The organism is Polaromonas sp. P3_A5, assembly GCF_056403055.1.
On record NZ_JBFUGF010000001.1, the window covers coordinates 2,591,664 to 2,608,512 of the forward strand.

General features: G+C 62.3%; 17 protein-coding genes. 7 read left to right on the plus strand and 10 right to left on the minus strand.

Going from position 1 to position 16,849, the window contains the following annotated elements; genetic code table 11:
- Positions 1 to 20: 20 nt before the first annotated feature.
- Genes modC through modA form a run of 3 tightly spaced genes read right to left on the minus strand, consistent with a single transcriptional unit; the run spans position 21 to position 2,600 of the window.
- Positions 21 to 1,118: a molybdenum ABC transporter ATP-binding protein gene (modC, locus tag AC1DU8_RS12285; protein ID WP_477726810.1), complete on the minus strand. Its 1,098-nt coding sequence runs from the start codon at positions 1,116 to 1,118 to the stop codon at positions 21 to 23.
- Complete coding sequence (modB, locus tag AC1DU8_RS12290) at positions 1,115 to 1,807, minus strand: molybdate ABC transporter permease subunit (RefSeq protein WP_477726811.1); 693 nt, start codon at positions 1,805 to 1,807, stop codon at positions 1,115 to 1,117. Before modB ends, modC begins: the two co-directional genes overlap by 4 nt.
- A 37-nt stretch (positions 1,808 to 1,844) precedes the next feature.
- Complete coding sequence (gene modA, locus AC1DU8_RS12295; RefSeq protein ID WP_477726812.1) at positions 1,845 to 2,600, minus strand: molybdate ABC transporter substrate-binding protein; 756 nt, start codon at positions 2,598 to 2,600, stop codon at positions 1,845 to 1,847.
- A 125-nt stretch (positions 2,601 to 2,725) separates the two neighbouring features.
- On the opposite strand from modA, the gene AC1DU8_RS12300 reads away from it, so the two are divergent.
- Positions 2,726 to 3,523 carry a TOBE domain-containing protein gene (locus tag AC1DU8_RS12300; RefSeq protein ID WP_477726813.1) on the plus strand — a complete coding sequence of 266 codons (798 nt, stop codon included), beginning with the start codon at positions 2,726 to 2,728 and terminating at the stop codon, positions 3,521 to 3,523.
- 12 nt (positions 3,524 to 3,535) lie between these two features.
- Here the strand turns inward: AC1DU8_RS12300 and AC1DU8_RS12305 are convergent, their stop codons facing one another.
- The 7 genes from AC1DU8_RS12305 to AC1DU8_RS12335 are packed head-to-tail and all read right to left on the minus strand — an operon-like array spanning position 3,536 to position 10,645.
- Complete coding sequence (locus AC1DU8_RS12305) at positions 3,536 to 4,387, minus strand: heme ABC transporter ATP-binding protein (protein ID WP_477726814.1); 852 nt, start codon at positions 4,385 to 4,387, stop codon at positions 3,536 to 3,538.
- Positions 4,388 to 4,397: 10 nt separating this feature from the next.
- On the minus strand, positions 4,398 to 5,459 hold the full coding sequence (locus tag AC1DU8_RS12310; RefSeq protein ID WP_477688959.1) for a FecCD family ABC transporter permease: 1,062 nt from the start codon (positions 5,457 to 5,459) through the stop codon (positions 4,398 to 4,400).
- Positions 5,456 to 5,863 (minus strand): VOC family protein, encoded by a 408-nt coding sequence (locus AC1DU8_RS12315; protein WP_457278798.1) that lies wholly within the window; start codon positions 5,861 to 5,863, stop codon positions 5,456 to 5,458. The genes AC1DU8_RS12310 and AC1DU8_RS12315 overlap by 4 nt, the downstream gene beginning before the upstream one ends.
- Positions 5,860 to 6,810: a heme/hemin ABC transporter substrate-binding protein gene (locus AC1DU8_RS12320; RefSeq protein WP_457278799.1), complete on the minus strand. Its 951-nt coding sequence runs from the start codon at positions 6,808 to 6,810 to the stop codon at positions 5,860 to 5,862. The genes AC1DU8_RS12315 and AC1DU8_RS12320 overlap by 4 nt, the downstream gene beginning before the upstream one ends.
- Positions 6,811 to 6,835: 25 nt before the next feature.
- A complete protein-coding gene (locus AC1DU8_RS12325) occupies positions 6,836 to 8,002 on the minus strand; it encodes a hemin-degrading factor (RefSeq protein WP_477667129.1) in 1,167 nt (388 codons plus the stop codon).
- Entirely contained in the window at positions 7,999 to 8,361 is a 363-nt protein-coding gene (locus AC1DU8_RS12330; RefSeq protein ID WP_477726815.1) for a hypothetical protein, read from the minus strand. Before AC1DU8_RS12330 ends, AC1DU8_RS12325 begins: the two co-directional genes overlap by 4 nt.
- Before the next feature lie 34 nt (positions 8,362 to 8,395).
- Positions 8,396 to 10,645, minus strand: a complete 2,250-nt coding sequence (locus AC1DU8_RS12335) for a TonB-dependent hemoglobin/transferrin/lactoferrin family receptor (protein ID WP_477688956.1) — start codon at positions 10,643 to 10,645, stop codon at positions 8,396 to 8,398.
- Between the two features lie 339 nt (positions 10,646 to 10,984).
- Here AC1DU8_RS12335 and ahpC point away from each other — a divergent pair, with 339 nt between their 5' ends.
- The 6 genes from ahpC (at position 10,985) to bfr (ending at position 16,847) form a co-directional block, all read left to right on the plus strand.
- Positions 10,985 to 11,548 carry an alkyl hydroperoxide reductase subunit C gene (ahpC, locus tag AC1DU8_RS12340; protein WP_007874200.1) on the plus strand — a complete coding sequence of 188 codons (564 nt, stop codon included), beginning with the start codon at positions 10,985 to 10,987 and terminating at the stop codon, positions 11,546 to 11,548.
- 112 nt (positions 11,549 to 11,660) lie between these two features.
- Positions 11,661 to 13,229, plus strand: coding sequence for an alkyl hydroperoxide reductase subunit F (gene ahpF, locus AC1DU8_RS12345; RefSeq protein WP_457278803.1), 1,569 nt, complete (start codon positions 11,661 to 11,663; stop codon positions 13,227 to 13,229).
- A gap of 421 nt (positions 13,230 to 13,650) precedes the next feature.
- Positions 13,651 to 14,823, plus strand: coding sequence for a PepSY-associated TM helix domain-containing protein (locus AC1DU8_RS12350; protein ID WP_477727051.1), 1,173 nt, complete (start codon positions 13,651 to 13,653; stop codon positions 14,821 to 14,823).
- Positions 14,820 to 15,041 carry a hypothetical protein gene (locus AC1DU8_RS12355; protein WP_477726816.1) on the plus strand — a complete coding sequence of 74 codons (222 nt, stop codon included), beginning with the start codon at positions 14,820 to 14,822 and terminating at the stop codon, positions 15,039 to 15,041. The genes AC1DU8_RS12350 and AC1DU8_RS12355 overlap by 4 nt, the downstream gene beginning before the upstream one ends.
- A gap of 415 nt (positions 15,042 to 15,456) precedes the next feature.
- Entirely contained in the window at positions 15,457 to 16,230 is a 774-nt protein-coding gene (locus AC1DU8_RS12360) for a ferredoxin--NADP reductase (RefSeq protein WP_457278806.1), read from the plus strand.
- A gap of 140 nt (positions 16,231 to 16,370) precedes the next feature.
- Positions 16,371 to 16,847, plus strand: coding sequence for a bacterioferritin (gene bfr, locus AC1DU8_RS12365; RefSeq protein WP_457278807.1), 477 nt, complete (start codon positions 16,371 to 16,373; stop codon positions 16,845 to 16,847).
- Positions 16,848 to 16,849: the final 2 nt, after the last annotated feature.

Below are 16,849 nucleotides of genomic sequence, written 5' to 3' on the forward strand. Positions count from 1 at the left end.
TTTTTTATAGCGGCGCCGAGTCAGCCTAGCACCGCCACACCCTTGACCTGGGCGTACACACGGCTGCCGGGCTGCAATTGCAAGGATTCCGCTGATTTTTGGGTGAGCCGCGCCAGCAGCGCGCTGCCGCCGGCGTCCAGGCCGACCATCACCTGTCCCGGGCTGTCGGCTGAAAGGCCGGTGACGGTGACCGCAAAGATGTTCTGCACGCTGGTGCCCTCCTGGCGCTCCAGCGTCAGGCTCACGTCACGCGCCTGGATGCGCACGCGCACGCGCTGGCCGACCTGCAGCGAAGGGTTGAGCACGCTGATGCGTCCGCCTGGAAACTCGGCATGGCTCATGTGCCATTCAGGCTCGACGGCGCTGATCACTGCATCCATCACCGCGGCCGCGGCGTCGCCGTGCGCCAGCGGCAGGTCCAGCCGCGTCATCAGCTCGCGCGTGGGGCCTGAGGCCGTGACGCGACCGGCATCCAGCAGCACCAGGTGGTCGGCCAGCCGGGCGACCTCATCGGGCGCGTGGCTGACGTAGAGCACGGGCATGTCGAGTTCGTCATGCAGGCGCTCCAGGTAGGGCAGGATTTCGGCCTTGCGGGCGATGTCCAGCGAGGCCAGGGGCTCGTCCATCAACAAAAGCCGCGGGCTGGTGGCCAGCGCGCGCGCGATGGCCACGCGCTGGCGCTCGCCGCCCGAAAGCGTGCCGGGCATGCGCCGCATCAGTTTTTGCAAGCCCAGCAATTCAATGGCATGTTCCAGCGAGATGCGGCGCTGGCCAGCCGGCACGCGCCGCTGGCCGAAATCGAGGTTGCGGTGCACGTCCAGGTGGGCGAACAGGCTCGCTTCCTGGAACACATAGCCCAGCGGCCGCTGATGCACCGGCAAGAAGACGCCGGCCTTGTCGTCTTGCCAGACTTCGCCATTGACCGAGAGATGGCCGGCCGCTGCCCGCTCCAGTCCGGCAATGCTGCGCAGCAGGCTGGTTTTGCCCGAACCCGAGGGACCGAAGATGGCCGTGACGCCGCGCCCCGGCAAGGCCAGCGACACGTCGAGCGAGAAATCGGTGAAGACACGATGAAACGAGGCGGTGATGCCGCCTTCGACAAGGCTGGCTGGCTTCATGCGCCCTGCCCTTTGCGCCGGCCCGGCTGCAGGGCATTGAAGGTATAGAGCGCCAGCAGTACCAGAAAGGAAAACACCAGCAGGCCGCCGGCCAGCCAGTGCGCCTGGCGGTATTCAAGCGCCTCCACATGGTCGTAGATCTGCACCGACATCACGCGTGTCTTGCCGGGAATGTTGCCCCCCATCATGAGCACGATGCCGAACTCGCCCACCGTGTGAGCAAAGCCCATGACGGCGGCCGTCAAGTAGGCGGGCCGTGCCAGCGGCAGCACCACGCTGAAAAAAGTGTCCAGCGGCGAGGCGCGCAAGGTGGCGGCGGCTTCCAGCGGCCGTTCGCCAATCGCCTCAAAGGCGTTTTGCAGCGGCTGCACGACGAAGGGCATGGAATACAGCACCGAACCCACCACGAGCCCGGCAAAGGTAAACGGCAGCACGCCCCAACCTAGCGATTGCGTGAGCTGACCAACCGGGCCGTTCGGCCCCATCAGTACCAGCAGATAAAAGCCCAGCACCACCGGAGGCAAGACCAGCGGCAAGGCCACCAGCGCACCCACCGGCCCTTTGAGCCACGAACGCGTGCGCGCCAGCCACCAGGCCAAGGGCGTTCCGGCCAGCAGCAGCACCACGGTGGTGGTGGCGGCCAGCCGCAAGGTCAGCGCCAGCGCCTGAAGGCTTGCATCGTCGAGCATGGTTCAGTGTCGCCTCTATGCCGCTTCTATGCCGCGTTCAGGGCTCGTAGCCGAAGGAGCGAATCACCGCCCTGGCCTTCTCTGTTTTCAGAAAAACCATCAGCCGCGCCGCGGCCTTGCTGTCTTTGGCCTTGGCCAGCAGCACCGCGTCCTGGCGGATCGGACTGTGCAGGCTCTCGGGAACAATCCAGGCCGAGCCCGACCTGATTTTTCCGCCTTCGTAGACCTGCGAGAGCGCGATAAAACCCAGCTCCGCATTGCCGGTGGAGACAAAGCTGAAGGCCTGGCCGATGCTTTCACCCTGCACCAGTTTGGGCTCCAGGACGACTTGCAGGCCGAGCTTGTTCATCGTCTCAACCGCGGCAGCGCCGTAGGGCGCGAGCTTGGGCGCGGCAATGGCGATCTTTTTAAAGTCGCCCTTTTTCAGGACCTCGCCCTGCGCATCGACCACGCCGGGCTGGGCCGACCAAAGCACCAGCTTGCCGGTGGCATAGGTAAAGCGGCTGCCGTTCACGGCCGCGCCCTCTTTCTCCAGCTTCGCGGGGGTTTCATCGTCGGCCGCGAGAAACACTTCAAACGGCGCACCATGGATGATCTGCGCATAAAACTTGCCGGTAGCGCCAAAGGTCAGCACGGCTTTGTGGCCGGTGTCTTTTTCAAAGTCCGCAGCAATCAGTTTCATGGGCGCGGTGAAATTGGCGGCCACCGCGACCTGGACATCATCGGCCAGTGCGGCGGCCGATGCCAGCACGAGATACAGACCCGGCAGCCAGCGCGACGCAGTTTTGAACATGATGAAGCTCCGATGATGAAAGATGGGAGACGACAGTGAAGGAGGCGAAGATGCGTTTGAAGGAAAGCCACTCCTGTCGATTCGCTATTCTATTTTAGAATAGCGGTACCTGTCTCGAGGCTCCCATGAAAAAAGCCGCCAATTCCTCGCCCGCCGCTCCCTCCTTCGCAAGCGCCTTCAGCCATGAACCGGCCGACAAGCGCATCGAGATCCTGCGCCTGGTCGGCGAAAGCGGCTCGATCTCGCAGGCGGCGCGGCAGGCCAAGGTCAGCTACAAGGCCGCCTGGCAGGCCATCGACACCCTTACCAACCTGGCCGGCGTGGCGCTGGTGGAGCGCGCCGTGGGCGGCTCTGGCGGTGGCGGCGCCACCCTGACGCCGGCGGGCCAGAAGCTGCTGGCAGTGGCGGGCCTCTTGAGCGAAACACGTAGCCAGGTGCTGGCGGGCTTCAAAGCCAATGAACTGCTGCTGCCCCGCGCGCTGCCGGTACTGTCCAGCATGAGCGTGCGCACCAGCATGCGCAACCAGCTACCTTGCCAGGTCGACAAGCTGGAGGTGCGCGGCCAGATGGCACGCGTGCATCTGACGCTGGCCGGCGGGGCGATGCTGGTATCGCGCATTACCAAAGCCAGTGCCGAATTGCTGGGCCTGCAAAAAGGCCAAACCGTGTTGGCGCTGTGCAAGGCCACGGCGGTGACCGTGACGGCGCAGTCACCTGCGGCCGCCGCGGTGCCAGGTGTGCAAGGCCTCAATGGCCAGGCCGTTCGCATCAGCCGGGGTGCTACAGGCGATGAAGTGTCGCTACAACTTGATGGTGGTTTGCAGCTGGTGGGTTTCGCAGCGGCCGGCAGCGGACTGAAGACCAAGGCCCTTGTCCAGGCCTTGATCGACGAATCCGCTATGGTGATTGCTCTGTCGACCTGAGTATCTGTAGTTCTAGATGAGCGCGTCGAACAAATACTGGCACGGCCCAGGCGCCCTGCCCTGCGTGGCCACCGGGTGTGCCACCACTCCCCAGACTTTCTCGATGCATACCGGCGTGAGCACATCGGCGGTCGCCCCGCTGCCGACAACCAGCCCGCCCTGCAGCACCACGCAGCGGTCGCTATAACGCAACGCCAGATTCAAATCGTGCAGCACAGCCACCACGCCCACGCCCTGAGCTGTGGCCCAGGCGCGCACCAGCTGCAGCATGCGGTGCTGGTGTTGTAAATCCAGCGCGGCAGTAGGTTCATCCAGCAGCAACCAACGCACCGGGCCATCGCCAGCGATGCCGGCAACAGGCTCCCACACCTGCGCCAGCGCGCGCGCCAGGTGAACGCGCGCCTTCTCACCACCCGAGAGCGTGTTGAGCAAACGGTGCTGCAGATGCTCGACCGCGGTGGCCTGCATGGCCTGCAGCACCACATCCACATCACGCTTGCCGGGATGGCGGCGGTGCGGGTAGCGGCCCAGCTCGACCACTTCACGCACAGTGAACTCAAACGCTACCTGTGTTTCCTGCGCCACCGAGGCACGTACTCGCGCAAGATCAGCCGACGCATAGGCCGGCAGCGCCCTGCCGGCCAGGTAGACATGGCCGCCTGTGGGCTGGCGCTGCCCGGTCAGCAGCGACATCAAAGTGGATTTGCCTGCGCCGTTGGGTCCCAGCACCGCCGTAACCTGCCCTGCGATGAATTGCGCCGAAGCCGCCTGCAGCAGCGAGCGGCCGGGTACCTCGACGCCCACACCCACCACCTCCAGCATGCCGGCCAGTGGCGAAAAATCTGTCTGATTACGTGCGTTCACTGGCATGCCCTCATAGCCGGCTCCGGAAGTGACGCAGCAGCAGTAAAAAGAAAGGCACGCCGACAAAGGCCGTCAGCACACCCAGCGGCAGCTCGGCCGGCTTGACCACGGTGCGGGCCACGCTGTCGGCCACCAGCACCAGCGCCGCACCCAACAGGGCCGAGCCCGGCAACACAATGCGGTGGTCGGGCCCGGCCACCAGGCGCACGCAATGCGGGGCCACCAGCCCAATGAAGCCGATGATGCCGGTGGTGGCCGTGACCGCGCCAACGGCCAGCGCCGTCACGAGCACGGCGAAACGCTTGACGCGCTCGACCGGCACGCCCAGCAAGGCTGCCTGGGCTTCGCCCAGTGCGATGGCATTGAGGGGTTTGGCCAATGTCAGGCCGGCGCATACCGCGGCCAGCACCACGGAAAACACCAACGCCACCGCGCTCCAGCGCGCGCCGCCCAGGCTGCCGAGCAGCCAGAACTGGATGTTGCGCAACTGCTCATCGGTGGCAAGGAAAGTGAGGTAACCCAGGCCCGCACCGGCCAGCGCATTCACGGCAATGCCGGCCAGCAGCATGATGCCGACGCGTGTGGCGCCGTCCTGCTGCGACAGCGCATACACCAGCACCGTGACCAGCAAGCTGCCCATAAAAGCCATGAGCACCAGCGTCCAGCTGCCCAGCGTACGCGGCATGTCGGGGAACCACAGGCTGCCCAGCACAATGGTCATGCCCGCAGCCAGCGCCGCACCGCTGCTGACACCGATCAGGCCGGGGTCGGCCAGCGGGTTGCGAAACAGGCCCTGCATCAGCGCGCCCGACATGCCCAGCGCCGCGCCGGCCGCCACGCCCAGCAGCAGGCGCGGCAGGCGGATGTTCATGAAAACCAGGTGCTCGGGTGTGGGCTGGCTATTGCCTGCCAGCATGTCCACCAGGACAGTCCACAACTGAAAAGGGCTGATAGCGTAGGCGCCCCGTGCGCTACCAGCTATAAAACTGATAGCAAGCAACAGAAAACCCATACCTAGTACTGCCGCGGCAGGCCAGCGCCGGTGATCGCCGTGCAGCAGGGTTGCCTTCATGCGCGCGCCTTGCGCCTGGCCGCATGCGGAGCCGACTGCACTAACAACAGCCGGTTGCCTTCGCAGTCGCTGACGCCCCACTCGGTTCCCCACTCCTGCTCCACCAGGCTGTGCAGCGCCTGGCCGGGCGCCGACTGCAAGGCCATGTGCCATTGTTCGATGCTGTCCACCAGCAGGCGGCAGGCGAAACGCTGCGGCGCCATGTCGGCGCGGCGCTGCCAAAGCTGGACCGTCACCGACTCGCGCGTGAGCACCGCGATCACACCGGGCACGCTGTGCTGCACGGAAAAGCCCCAGTTACTGCAATAAAACGCCTGTGTCCGGCGCAAGTCGGCGCAGTGCAGAACGGCTGGTGTGCGTGCGCACAGGACTTCCGTCATGACGGGTTTCAGGGGCCCGCTCATGCCAGCGCTTTCAGGCTGGCCCGGTGCAACTCGGCCACGGCCTGCGGCAGGCGCGGGCCAAAACCTATCAGGTAAAGCGCATCAAGCGCCACCAGCGCACGGCGCTTGTAGGCGGGTGTGAGCTCGAGGCCCGGGCGCTGCCAGAATTTCTCAATCCCGCCGATGGCTTCAATGCCCTGTGTGGTCGTGACGATCACATCCGGCGCGGCCGTCACCAAGGCCTCGGGTGTCATCGGGCGGTAGCCGCTGAAGTTGGCGGAACTGCCGGGCGTGATCAAGGCGTTGTCCAGGCCCGCGTAGCGAAACATGGCGTGCGCGGCGGTCTTGTCGCCGGCGACCTGGGGGCTGCCTGAATGGCTGAGGATAAAAACGGCACGGGGTTTGCGGCCGGTTTTACGGGCCACCGCGGCGATCACTTCGGCCCACTGGGTATCGAGCTTTGCCTGCAACGCGGCGGCTTGCGCGACACGCGAAGTCGCGCGCCCGACGGCCGCGACCTTGCGCTGGACTTCCGCCCAGCTGTGGTCGGCATCAACGAGTTCCACCTTGACGCCGGCACTTCGGATCTGGTCCATCACCACATTCGGGCCAGCTTCCGTGGTGCCGATCACCGCATCCGGCTTGAGCGAGAGCAGCCCTTCGGCCGAGAGCTGGCGCATATAGCCAACCTTGGGGGTTTGCAATGCAGCGGCAGGAAACAGGCTGGTGGTGTCGGTGCCAACCAGCTGTTTTTCAGCGCCCAGCGCGTACACGATTTCCGTGGTCGCGCCGCTCACCGAGACGATGCGCGGCATCTTCGCCGGCACCTGGGCCAGCACAGCAGTCGCAGACAGGCCGCAAACGCTTGAGACGGCGGTAACCGCCGGGAGTGAAAAATACCGCAGGGCGTCCCGCCGCGAGGGCGTGCGCGGAAGCGCCAGCTGAAGTGTGTCGGGGTGATTTTTCATGGGCATTCTTTCGGAAAGTCATGACTCAAGCGTGCTCTGGGTTCAGGGCCGGGCTGGCAAGAGACGAGAGCCGGGGCAGCCGCGCTGCAATGTCGCGCCAGGCTTGCTGCTCCGGCACACCAGGTTTGCGGCTGCCAAAGAACATGGCCATCAATTCGCCCGCGCCGTCAAACACTTCCACCGACGTGACGATTCCGTCTACCGTGGGCTTTTTCACGATCCAAGCGGTTTTGATCATGTCTTCGCGCAGGTGCAGGTTGAAACCGGCGTCCAGCACGTTGATCCAATGCGCCGTGGGTGTGACCATGGGCTCGATGCGCTTGACGGGGCCGCTGTGGATCTGGATGCATCCGCTGCTGCTGACAAACACCATGATGGACGCGCCATCCATCGCCGACTCGTCCAGCAGCCTGCGCACGATGCCCAAGTCGGCGCGTTCGGTGAAGTGCCCCTGCACCAGCCTGAAGGCCTGCTGGCGTTCCGCGCCGAACTTGCTGATCAGGCCGAAGAACTGGTGCGTGTCCGTCATTTCACTCCAGCCCTGCAACAGGCCGGCCGTGTCGATATCGGTGTCGGGTTTGGGCGCCGCCTTGGGGGGAGCCGGTGTGAAGGTGTAGTCCTTTTCCACGTCGGTGAACTGCTCGATGATGTCGTTGAAGGCATCGCGGTCAGTTTCAGCGCGCACAAACACCTTGTGCACCGCTACGCCGTGCGCGTCAAAGAATTGCAGGCTTTGCGACGGTGGGTTCTTCGTGTCGTTGGCGGGCTCGAGCACCGCAAAGCACGCATGCCAGCGGCTGAAGAAAAGACGCAGGTCGATGTCCTCGCCCAATGCCAGGCCCATGTGGCCGGTCGCGTTGATGTTCTGGTAGATGCCGGTTTTCTCATGCACGGTGGATTCATTGCGCGTCAGCGCCATGACCGGGCCGCACAACTCCAGGGCCTGGAGGATTTCAACCCAGGGACCTTTGAGCGGAACGGCTTTGAGGGGCTGGCCGTGCGCGCCCGCATGGGCTGCTATCGCCCGGCCTTCGCTGAGCCCCAGGCTTTCAGCGGCATCTTTGGCGCGCTTGCCGCTGCTGCGCGCGGCCGCGAAACGTTCTCGCACACTGGCATCGCTCATGACCGGCGTGACGGCCGGCGCCTGGGTTGCGGCCACTGGCCGCGTCTGGGTTTGAAGGACTGCACTCATTGAAGGGTCTCCGGGGTTGTGTGCCAAAGCACGCGGTGGATGGGGGTGTCGTTTATTTCTGTCGGCATGGCGCCCTGCTGCAAATCCTGGCCCTGCGGCAGCAGGCGCACCCACAGGACATGCAGGTTGGTGGCAATGGCTCTGAAACTGGGCGGCGCGCCGGGATGATGCGAAAGCATGAACAGGTTGGCGATGATTTTTTCCGCCATCAATGCGCGCTGCCCTTCGCAGCAGGCCTGGGCGTGGCCGGTCATCAGGGCCAGCGTGCCGGCCAGCAAGGCTTCAGCCGTGGGAAGTCCGGGCGTGTCAGCCGTCCCGACGTCGGGGTCGTTGATGCCGTGGTCGGGAAACTGGCTCATGCGCATTCCTTCATGAAGACGATCAGGGGTTGAATCAGAAATCGGCCACCAGCGACACGTTGAAGTGGCGACCGGGCTGGGTGTACGAGTCCAGCGCCAATGAATTGGCGGCGACACCGCGCACGTCGGACCAGTTCCAGTACTTCTTGTTGGTGAGGTTGACAATGGCCGCGTTGACGCGCAGGGTCTTGCTGATGCGCCACTGCCCGCTCAGGTCAACCGTGGTGGCCGCCGGTACCGCGAACTGTGGTGTCGTGGCCGGGGCCGTACCGATCTGCTGCGTGCCAATGTCGCTGAATTTCTTGGCCGAATGGTGGCTGGCGTCAAGCCGGACATCCCAGCCTGCGGTTTCATACTTCACACCCAGCGTGAGCTTGGCCGGGTCGATGGTGTCCAGCGGCAGGCCGGTGTTCTTGACGGTGCCGCGGGTTTCGCCATAGGAAAACGGCGTGCTCAGACGGCCGTCACCCAGCCGACCCCAATCCATGCTGCCCTTGACTTCAAAGCCGCTGATCGTCGCATTGTCGATGTTGATGGACTGGAAGACCGTCGTCGGACTGATCGAGACTGTTGCGTTGTCCTGGATCAGGTTGTTGAAGCGGCCATAGAACACGGCGGCATCGAGGGTCAGCCGTTCGAGATTGCCGCGCACGCCGAATTCCAGGTTTTTGCTTTTCTCGGGCTTGAGGTTGGGATTGGGAATGGTCCTGTAGTTCTGCGCCACGTTTTCAAAAAACGCATTGACCTGCCCGGCGTTAGGCGCCCGGAAGCCGCTCGCATAGTTGCCGAAAACGCTCCACTGCGGCGTTGCGCGATAGAGAACACCGAACTTGGGCGAAACCGCCGAACCGGACAAAGACACGGGAGTGGCCGCAAAACCCGCCTGGCTGGCGTCGATGCTGAAGCGGTCGATCCGCACGCCCGGCGTGAGGCTCCAGTCGCCGCTGATCAGCTCATCCTGCAAATACAGTGCTGCGCTGGATTCCGTGGTGTCGGGAAAACGCTTGACCGGAAAAGTCTCAGGCGCCGTCGGTGCAATGCCGGTTTGAAGGTTGCTGATTTTCGCGCGGGTGTAGTCAACGCCGTAGGTGAGTTTTTGCGCCCATTGGCCCACAGGCCGGATGACCTTGTCTGCCTGCATGCTGGCCTGTAGCGTGCGCTCCTGGTAGTAGGTGTCGCGTGTCCGCAGGGGTATGGCACCGGTGCGGGTCTCTTTGGCGAACTCGCGCGACTTGGCGTCCTGGTAGCTCAGCACGGTTTGCAGGTTGTCGGCCAGGGCGGCATCAAGTTTGTACTTTGCGTCCCAGGTGAGCCGGTTGCGGTCCATATTGCTGAAGCCGTCGGTACTCAGTACCGTCGCGGAACGCGCAGCCGTCAGCAGGTCATAAACCGATTTCTTGTCGACATGCTCAAAAGTCAACACATGCTTTTGCCCTGCCGCGGGACGCAGCACCGCCTTGGCCAGCAACGAATTGCCGGTGTCGGTTTGCGGGTTCGGCGTTGTCCTGGCAACACCCAGGGTGTTGTTGCTTCCCTTGTTGTCCAGCTCCTGGCTGTGATTGCTCGCTACTGTCAGCTGAACATCCAGCACTTCATTGGCACGCGCAGCAATGGTCGCGGACACGCCGAAGCCCTTGTCGTCGCCGCTGTAAGTGGTGGAAGCGCGGCCGCCAATGGTTTTGCCGTCCTTCAGAAAATCTTCGGGCTCGTAGGTGATGAAATTCACCAGGCCCGCGATGCCGTCAGACCCGTAAAGCACCGAGGCCGGACCTTTGACAAGCTCAATCCGCTTGACCAGGTCAATCGACAAGGTGTCGCGGCCGAAAGAATTGACGTTGAAGCTGTAGCTGCGCGGTATGCGAATGCCATCGACCAGCATCAGTACGCGGTTGCCATCCAGCCCCCGGATATTGAAACCCGCATTGCCGTCCCGGCCCGTATCACCGCCGGTGGCAAAACCAAAACGCACGGGCGCACGCCGCACTGAGACATTGGGAATGTTTTTGACCGCATCACGAATGTCGCGGATCTGGCCCTGCTCAATGTCGGTTGCATTGAGGACGTCGATGGTCATCGGAAGGTCTTCAATCGCCTGCTCTGTGCGGGAGCCGCTGACCACGATCTCTTTCAGGGCTGCAACCTGCACCGGAGCGTTTGCCACCGGCTGTGCATGCGCGGCAAAGCCGGCGCTACAGGCCAGACCGGCCAACAAGGAAATTTCGCGCAAGGCGAAGCGGGAAGATGGATGGATCGACGTCACGTGCAAGCCCAAAAAGTGAAACATTTGGAGGGCTTGCTGCCGTAACGGTGAAGCCTGAAGGCTTGCGTTACTTGTGGCTGGCTCTGAGGAGATCGAAGTATATGCGAATTATTCTCATTCGCAACAATTAGATGCAAAATAGTCTGGGTGATAACACCCTTCGTGCGTCTCCCGCTCTGTGTTCCCCTCCGTCAGTCACCACCTGGTCACAGCGAATAACAAGAATGGACAGGCAAAAATCGCCGCACCACGCCTATTCGATAAATAGTTAATATCTATCGATACATGAAATATAAAAGAGTTATACTATCGTCTCGAAAGCATTTTTACCAGTTCTTTAACCCAGCATAGGAAGCCATCTAGATGTCCCTGATCAATACCCAAGTCCAGCCTTTCAAAACCCAAGCTTTCCTCAATGGCAAGTTCATCGACGTTTCAGACGAATCGCTGAAGGGCAAATGGTCGGTCCTGATCTTCATGCCAGCTGCATTCACTTTCAACTGCCCCACGGAAGTTGAAGATGCTGCTGACAACTACGCCGAATTCCAGAAGGCCGGTGCAGAGGTTTACATCGTCACCACCGACACGCACTTCTCGCACAAGGTCTGGCACGAAACCTCCCCTGCTGTCGGCAAGGCCAAGTTCCCCTTGGTGGGCGACCCTACCCACACGCTGACCAAGGCGTTTGACGTGTTCATCCCTGAAGAAGGCCTGGCACTGCGCGGTACCTTCGTGATTAACCCCGAAGGCGTCATCAAGACGGCTGAAGTGCACTCCAACGAGATCGCCCGCGACGTCAAGGAAACCCTGCGCAAGCTGAAGGCGGCCCAATACACCGCCGCACACCCCGGCCAGGTCTGCCCTGCCAAGTGGAACGAAGGCGCCAAGACGATCGCTCCGTCCATCGACCTGGTTGGCAAGATCTAAGAACAGGTTCTAACGCCCTGCTGCCTTCCTGACGAAGGCCCGGGCCCCGGCACACGCGCGTGTGCCGTCCCGGGCTTTTTTGTTCCCCATTGAAATTGAAAGTGAGTCCCTCATGCTCGACGACGCCACCAAAGCCCAACTGAAAAGCTATCTCGAACGCGCCACTGCGCCCATCGAAATCGTCGCCTCGCTCGACGGTAGCGAGGCTTCGGGCGAAGTGCTGTCGCTGCTGAAAGACGTGGCTGAGTCCTCGCCGTTGGTCAAACTGACCGAAAGCCGCGACGACCCGCACCGCAAGCCCTCGTTTTCGATCAACCGCCCCGGTGAAAACCACGGCCCGCGTTTCGCCGGCCTGCCCATGGGCCATGAATTCACCTCGCTGATCCTGGCGCTGCTGCAGATCGGCGGCTACCCGCCCAAAGTCGAGCAACCCGTGCTGGAGCAGATCCGCGCGCTCGACGGCGATTTCGATTTCGAGGTTTATGTCTCGCTGACCTGCCACAACTGCCCGGATGTGGTCCAGGCGCTGAACCTGATGGCAGTGCAAAACCCGCGCATCAAGACCACCATGATCGAGGGCGGTACCTTCCAGGATGAAGTGAAGGAGCGCGAGATCATGGGCGTGCCCACGGTCTTCCTCAACGGAACCATGTTCGGAAACGGCCGCATGAGCCTGGAAGAAATCCTGGCCAAGATCGACACCAGCGGCGTGGAACGTGAAGCCAAAATCATCGACAAAAAGGAAGCCTTCGACGTGCTGATCGTCGGCGGCGGCCCGGCCGGCGCAGCTGCGGCTGTGTATGCCGCACGCAAGGGCATCCGCACCGGCGTGGCGTCCGAGCGCTTTGGCGGCCAGGTACTGGACACACTGGGCATCGAGAACTTCATCTCCATCAAGGAAACCGAAGGCCCCAAGTTTGCCCACGCGCTGGAAGAGCACGTGCGCAACTACGACGTTGACATCATGAACCTGCAGCGCGCCAAGGCGCTGGTGCCGAACAGCGGGCCGGACAAAAACCTGATTGAAGTGCAGCTTGAAAGCGGCGCCTCGCTCAGGAGCAAGTCCATCGTGATCTCGACCGGCGCACGCTGGCGCAACATCAACGTGCCCGGCGAACACGAGTTCAAGAACAAGGGCGTGGCCTACTGCCCGCACTGCGACGGCCCGCTCTTCAAGGGCAAGCGCGTGGCGGTGATCGGCGGCGGCAACTCGGGCGTCGAGGCGGCGATTGACCTGGCCGGCATCGTCGGCCATGTGACGCTGATCGAGTTCGACACTGCGCTGCGCGCCGACGCCGTGCTGCAGCGCAAACTGAACAGCCTGCAGAACGTGACGGTGTTCACCAACGCGCAAACGACCGAAATCACCGGCGACCAGAAGGTCAACGGCCTGATCTACAAAGACCGCGCCAGCGGCGAGCTGAAAACCGTTGAGCTTGAAGGTGTGTTCATCCAGATCGGCCTGGTGCCCAACACCGACTGGCTCAAGGGCGTGGTGGACCTGTCCAAACACGGCGAGATCATCGTCGACGCCAAGGGCCAGACTTCGGTGCCGGGCGTGTTCGCGGCGGGCGACGTGACAACCGTGCCCTTCAAGCAGATCATCATCGCGGCCGGTGAAGGCGCCAAGGCGGCGCTCAGCGCGTTTGACTACCTGATCCGTAGCCCTATTGCTGCGTAATACATGGGTGACGGTCCGGCCATGGGCTGAACCACCGAAGCTCAAAAGCCGCCCTCAACCGGGCGGCTTTTTTTTGCACGCAGAATGCGAATCCCCTTCCAAAACCAGACATTCCGAAGGGTTCATCAGATGAGAATTACTCTCATCTGATGTATAGTTCGCAGCATCCTCTTTCGCTAGCCAACAGCCCTGCAGCCGGCTCGCGTCGCAGGGCGTAGCAAGCCGACAACCCGCCCACCGACCCCTTGAACTTCGCCACTTGTGGTGGCGTTCGGGCTGCTGTGCGCACGCCAGGCATCTGGCGATCCTTCCAGGGAGTTTTGACTTTGCTCACCATGCACCTGCCGCGCACCACACGCCGCCTGACGGCTCCAGGGTTCAGGCCGCAGAAAGGAAAACCCCAATGACGACGACCGCAAAAATGGACAGCCGGCGCATCAAGACCTGGACCTGGGTGCATAAATGGAGCAGCCTGGTTTGCACGGTCTTCATGCTGCTGCTGTGCCTCACAGGTCTGCCGCTGATTTTTCACCATGAGATCGGCCACCTGCTGGGCACCGAAGTTGAGGCGCCCGATTTACCGAAGGGCACACCGCGCGCCAGCCTGGACAAGGTCATGGAAGTGGCGCAGGCGCTGCACCCAGGCAAGGTGCCGATGTTCGCCTCGCACGAGATCGACGACGACCGCTTCTGGTACGTCACGCTGGGTGACACGCCGCTGTCCGAGGTGGGTAACAAGACCGTCGCCGTCGATGCACGCACCGCAGCTGTGCTGGCCCAGCCCAAGTTCGACGAAGGCTTTATGTACGTGATGTTCAAGCTGCACGTTGACCTCTTTGCCGGACTCGCGGGCAAGCTCTTTCTGGGCTTCATGGGACTCTTGCTGCTGGTGGCGATTGTCTCGGGTGTGGTGCTGTATGCGCCCTTCATGCGCAAGCTGGACTTCGGCACAGTGCGGCAAACCCGCCCGCGCGCCAAATGGCTGGACCTGCATAACCTGCTGGGCATCGTGACGCTGGTGTGGGCCTTCACCGTGGGCGCCACGGGCATGATCAACACCTGGGCCGACCTGTTGATCAAGTACTGGCAGTACGACCAGCTAAGCTCTCTGCTGGCGCCCTACCAGGGGCAAAAACCGCCGGCCCGCCTGGCCTCGGTGCAGCAGGCAGCTTCATCAGCGACCGCTCTGGCGCCTGAGATGAAGATGGCCTTTATCGCTTTTCCGGGTACATCGTTTTCAAGCCCGCACCACTACACGGTGTTCCTGCGCGGCAATGAGCCCTTCAACTCGCGGCTGCTCAAGCCGGTGCTGGTGGACGCCGGCACCAATGCGCTCACCGCCAGCCCGCCGCTGCCCTGGTATCTCACCGCGCTACTGGTGTCGCAGCCGCTGCACTTCGGCGACTACGGCGGCATGCCGATGCAAATCCTCTGGGCCCTGCTGGACATCGCAACCATCATCGTGCTGGGCAGCGGCCTTTACCTGTGGCTTGGACGGCGTAATCCGGCCAAAGCAGCGAAGCCGGAAAAAACAGCAGGGCAAGCATCAGCGCCGCATGCCGCACGCCATGAAACGACTGGCGGTGCCGTGTGAGCGCAAAGGCCGATTCCGCGAAGGACTCCGCTTTCTGGCGCCTGTGGCGCTGGCCCCTCGTGCTGGGCATGCTCAGCACCACCGGCCTGCTGACCGCGCTGGTATCTGACGGCTGGGGCGACTGGTGGTGCTGGCTGGGGTTGGGCGTGCCCGTGGCTGTGATGGCCTGGTTCTCGTGGGTGCCTGGCAGGCCTCGCAAACGCTGGATGGGCAGGTGACCGGTTTTTTTGTTCTGGTGCGATAGGTAAAGTTAACGTGGCAGCACTTTGAAGCAAAGCACAAAAACACCAAAATCTCATGGGAAAAGTGCCTGAAATCCTTATAAAACAAGCGCAAGCTGCTTCTGATTTAATAGCAACACCAAAAACCTTCACGGCCCACACTTGCCCAGGTGCGGCTGCCAAGCGCTTAAGTTCTGTCGCCGCACGAAGTGCGATGGTGATGTGCCTGACCTTGGCGCCGATGTGGCGTCTATAGCCATCACCGGCGGCAGGCCCGCCCAGGCTATAAAATTCAGGCTTGCTCACGCACGATCTGAGGGCACGACCTGAAGGGATGCGCGGTGAGTCCCTTGCATCACCCAAAGCCCTTTCTCGTCCCCCCATTTCTTTCCCCTTCTCTTCTTTTTCTCTCATGAGCGCCTTCAACACAGAACGCATTATTTCCGTCCACCACTGGACCGACTCACTATTTAGCTTCACCGCCACGCGCGATTCGGGCTTTCGCTTCGTCAACGGCCAGTTCACCATGATCGGCCTGCCCGTGGACGGCAAACCGCTGCTGCGCGCCTACAGTGTGGCCAGCGCCAATCATGAAGACCAGCTGGAATTTTTCAGCATCAAGGTGCCCGACGGCCCGCTGACCTCGCGGCTGCAGCACTTGAAGCCGGGCGACGACATCCTGGTCGGACGCAAACCCACCGGCACGCTGTTGCTGCAAAACCTGCTACCTGGCAAGACGCTGTGGTTGCTGGCCACCGGCACCGGTCTGGCGCCCTTTCTCTCTCTGATCAAGGACCCAGACACTTACGAGCGATTTGAGCGCGTGGTGGTGGTGCACGGTTGCCGTACCAGCGCCGAGCTGGCCTACCGCGAGCTGATCGAGCACGAGCTGCACGAGCATGAGTTCCTCGGCGAGCTGGTGCGCGGACGCCTGCTGTATTACCCCACCGTGACGCGCGAGCGCTTTCGCAACGAAGGCCGCATCACCGAGCTCATGCAGTCGGGCAAGCTGTACAGCGACCTGGGCTTGCCCGCGATCTCTATCGGGAACGACCGCCTGATGCTGTGCGGCAGCCCCGACATGCTGCGCGACATCAAGGCCATGCTGGAAGAGCGCGGCTTTGAGGAAGGCAACATGCAGCGAGCCGGCCACTTCGTGGTGGAACGCGCATTTGCCGAGCGCTGACTGACAACGGGAAACGTTTGCAATGCGAACGTTTCTCACAATCAAACGCAACCAGACCGCCCCAGCAGGGGAATGCTTGAGTTACGGCACGCGGCCAGTGACAATGGGCGATCCGCACTACACAACGATAAGGAATTTCCATGAAAGGCGACGCAAAAGTCATCGCTCACCTGCAAGCGCAGCTGAAGAACGAGCTGACGGCCATCAACCAGTACTTTTTGCACTACCGCATGTACAAGCACTGGGGCCTGGACAAGCTGGCCAAGAAGGAATACGAAGAGTCCATCGGCGAAATGAAGCACGCCGACAAGTTGATGGACCGCATCTTCATGCTCGATGGCCTGCCCAACCTGCAGGACCTGGGCAAGCTGATGATCGGCGAGGATGTTCCAGAAGCCCTGAACTGCGACCTGAAAGCCGAAACCGGTGCACAGGCCACCATCAAGGACGGCATTGCCCACTGCGAAAGCGTACGCGACTATGTCTCGCGCGACCTCCTACAGGAGATCCTCGATGACACCGAAGAGCACATCGACTTCCTGGAAACGCAGATTGAACTGCTTGGCAAGGTTGGCCTGCAAAACTACCTGCAAAGCCAGATGGGCGAGCTGAGCTGAAT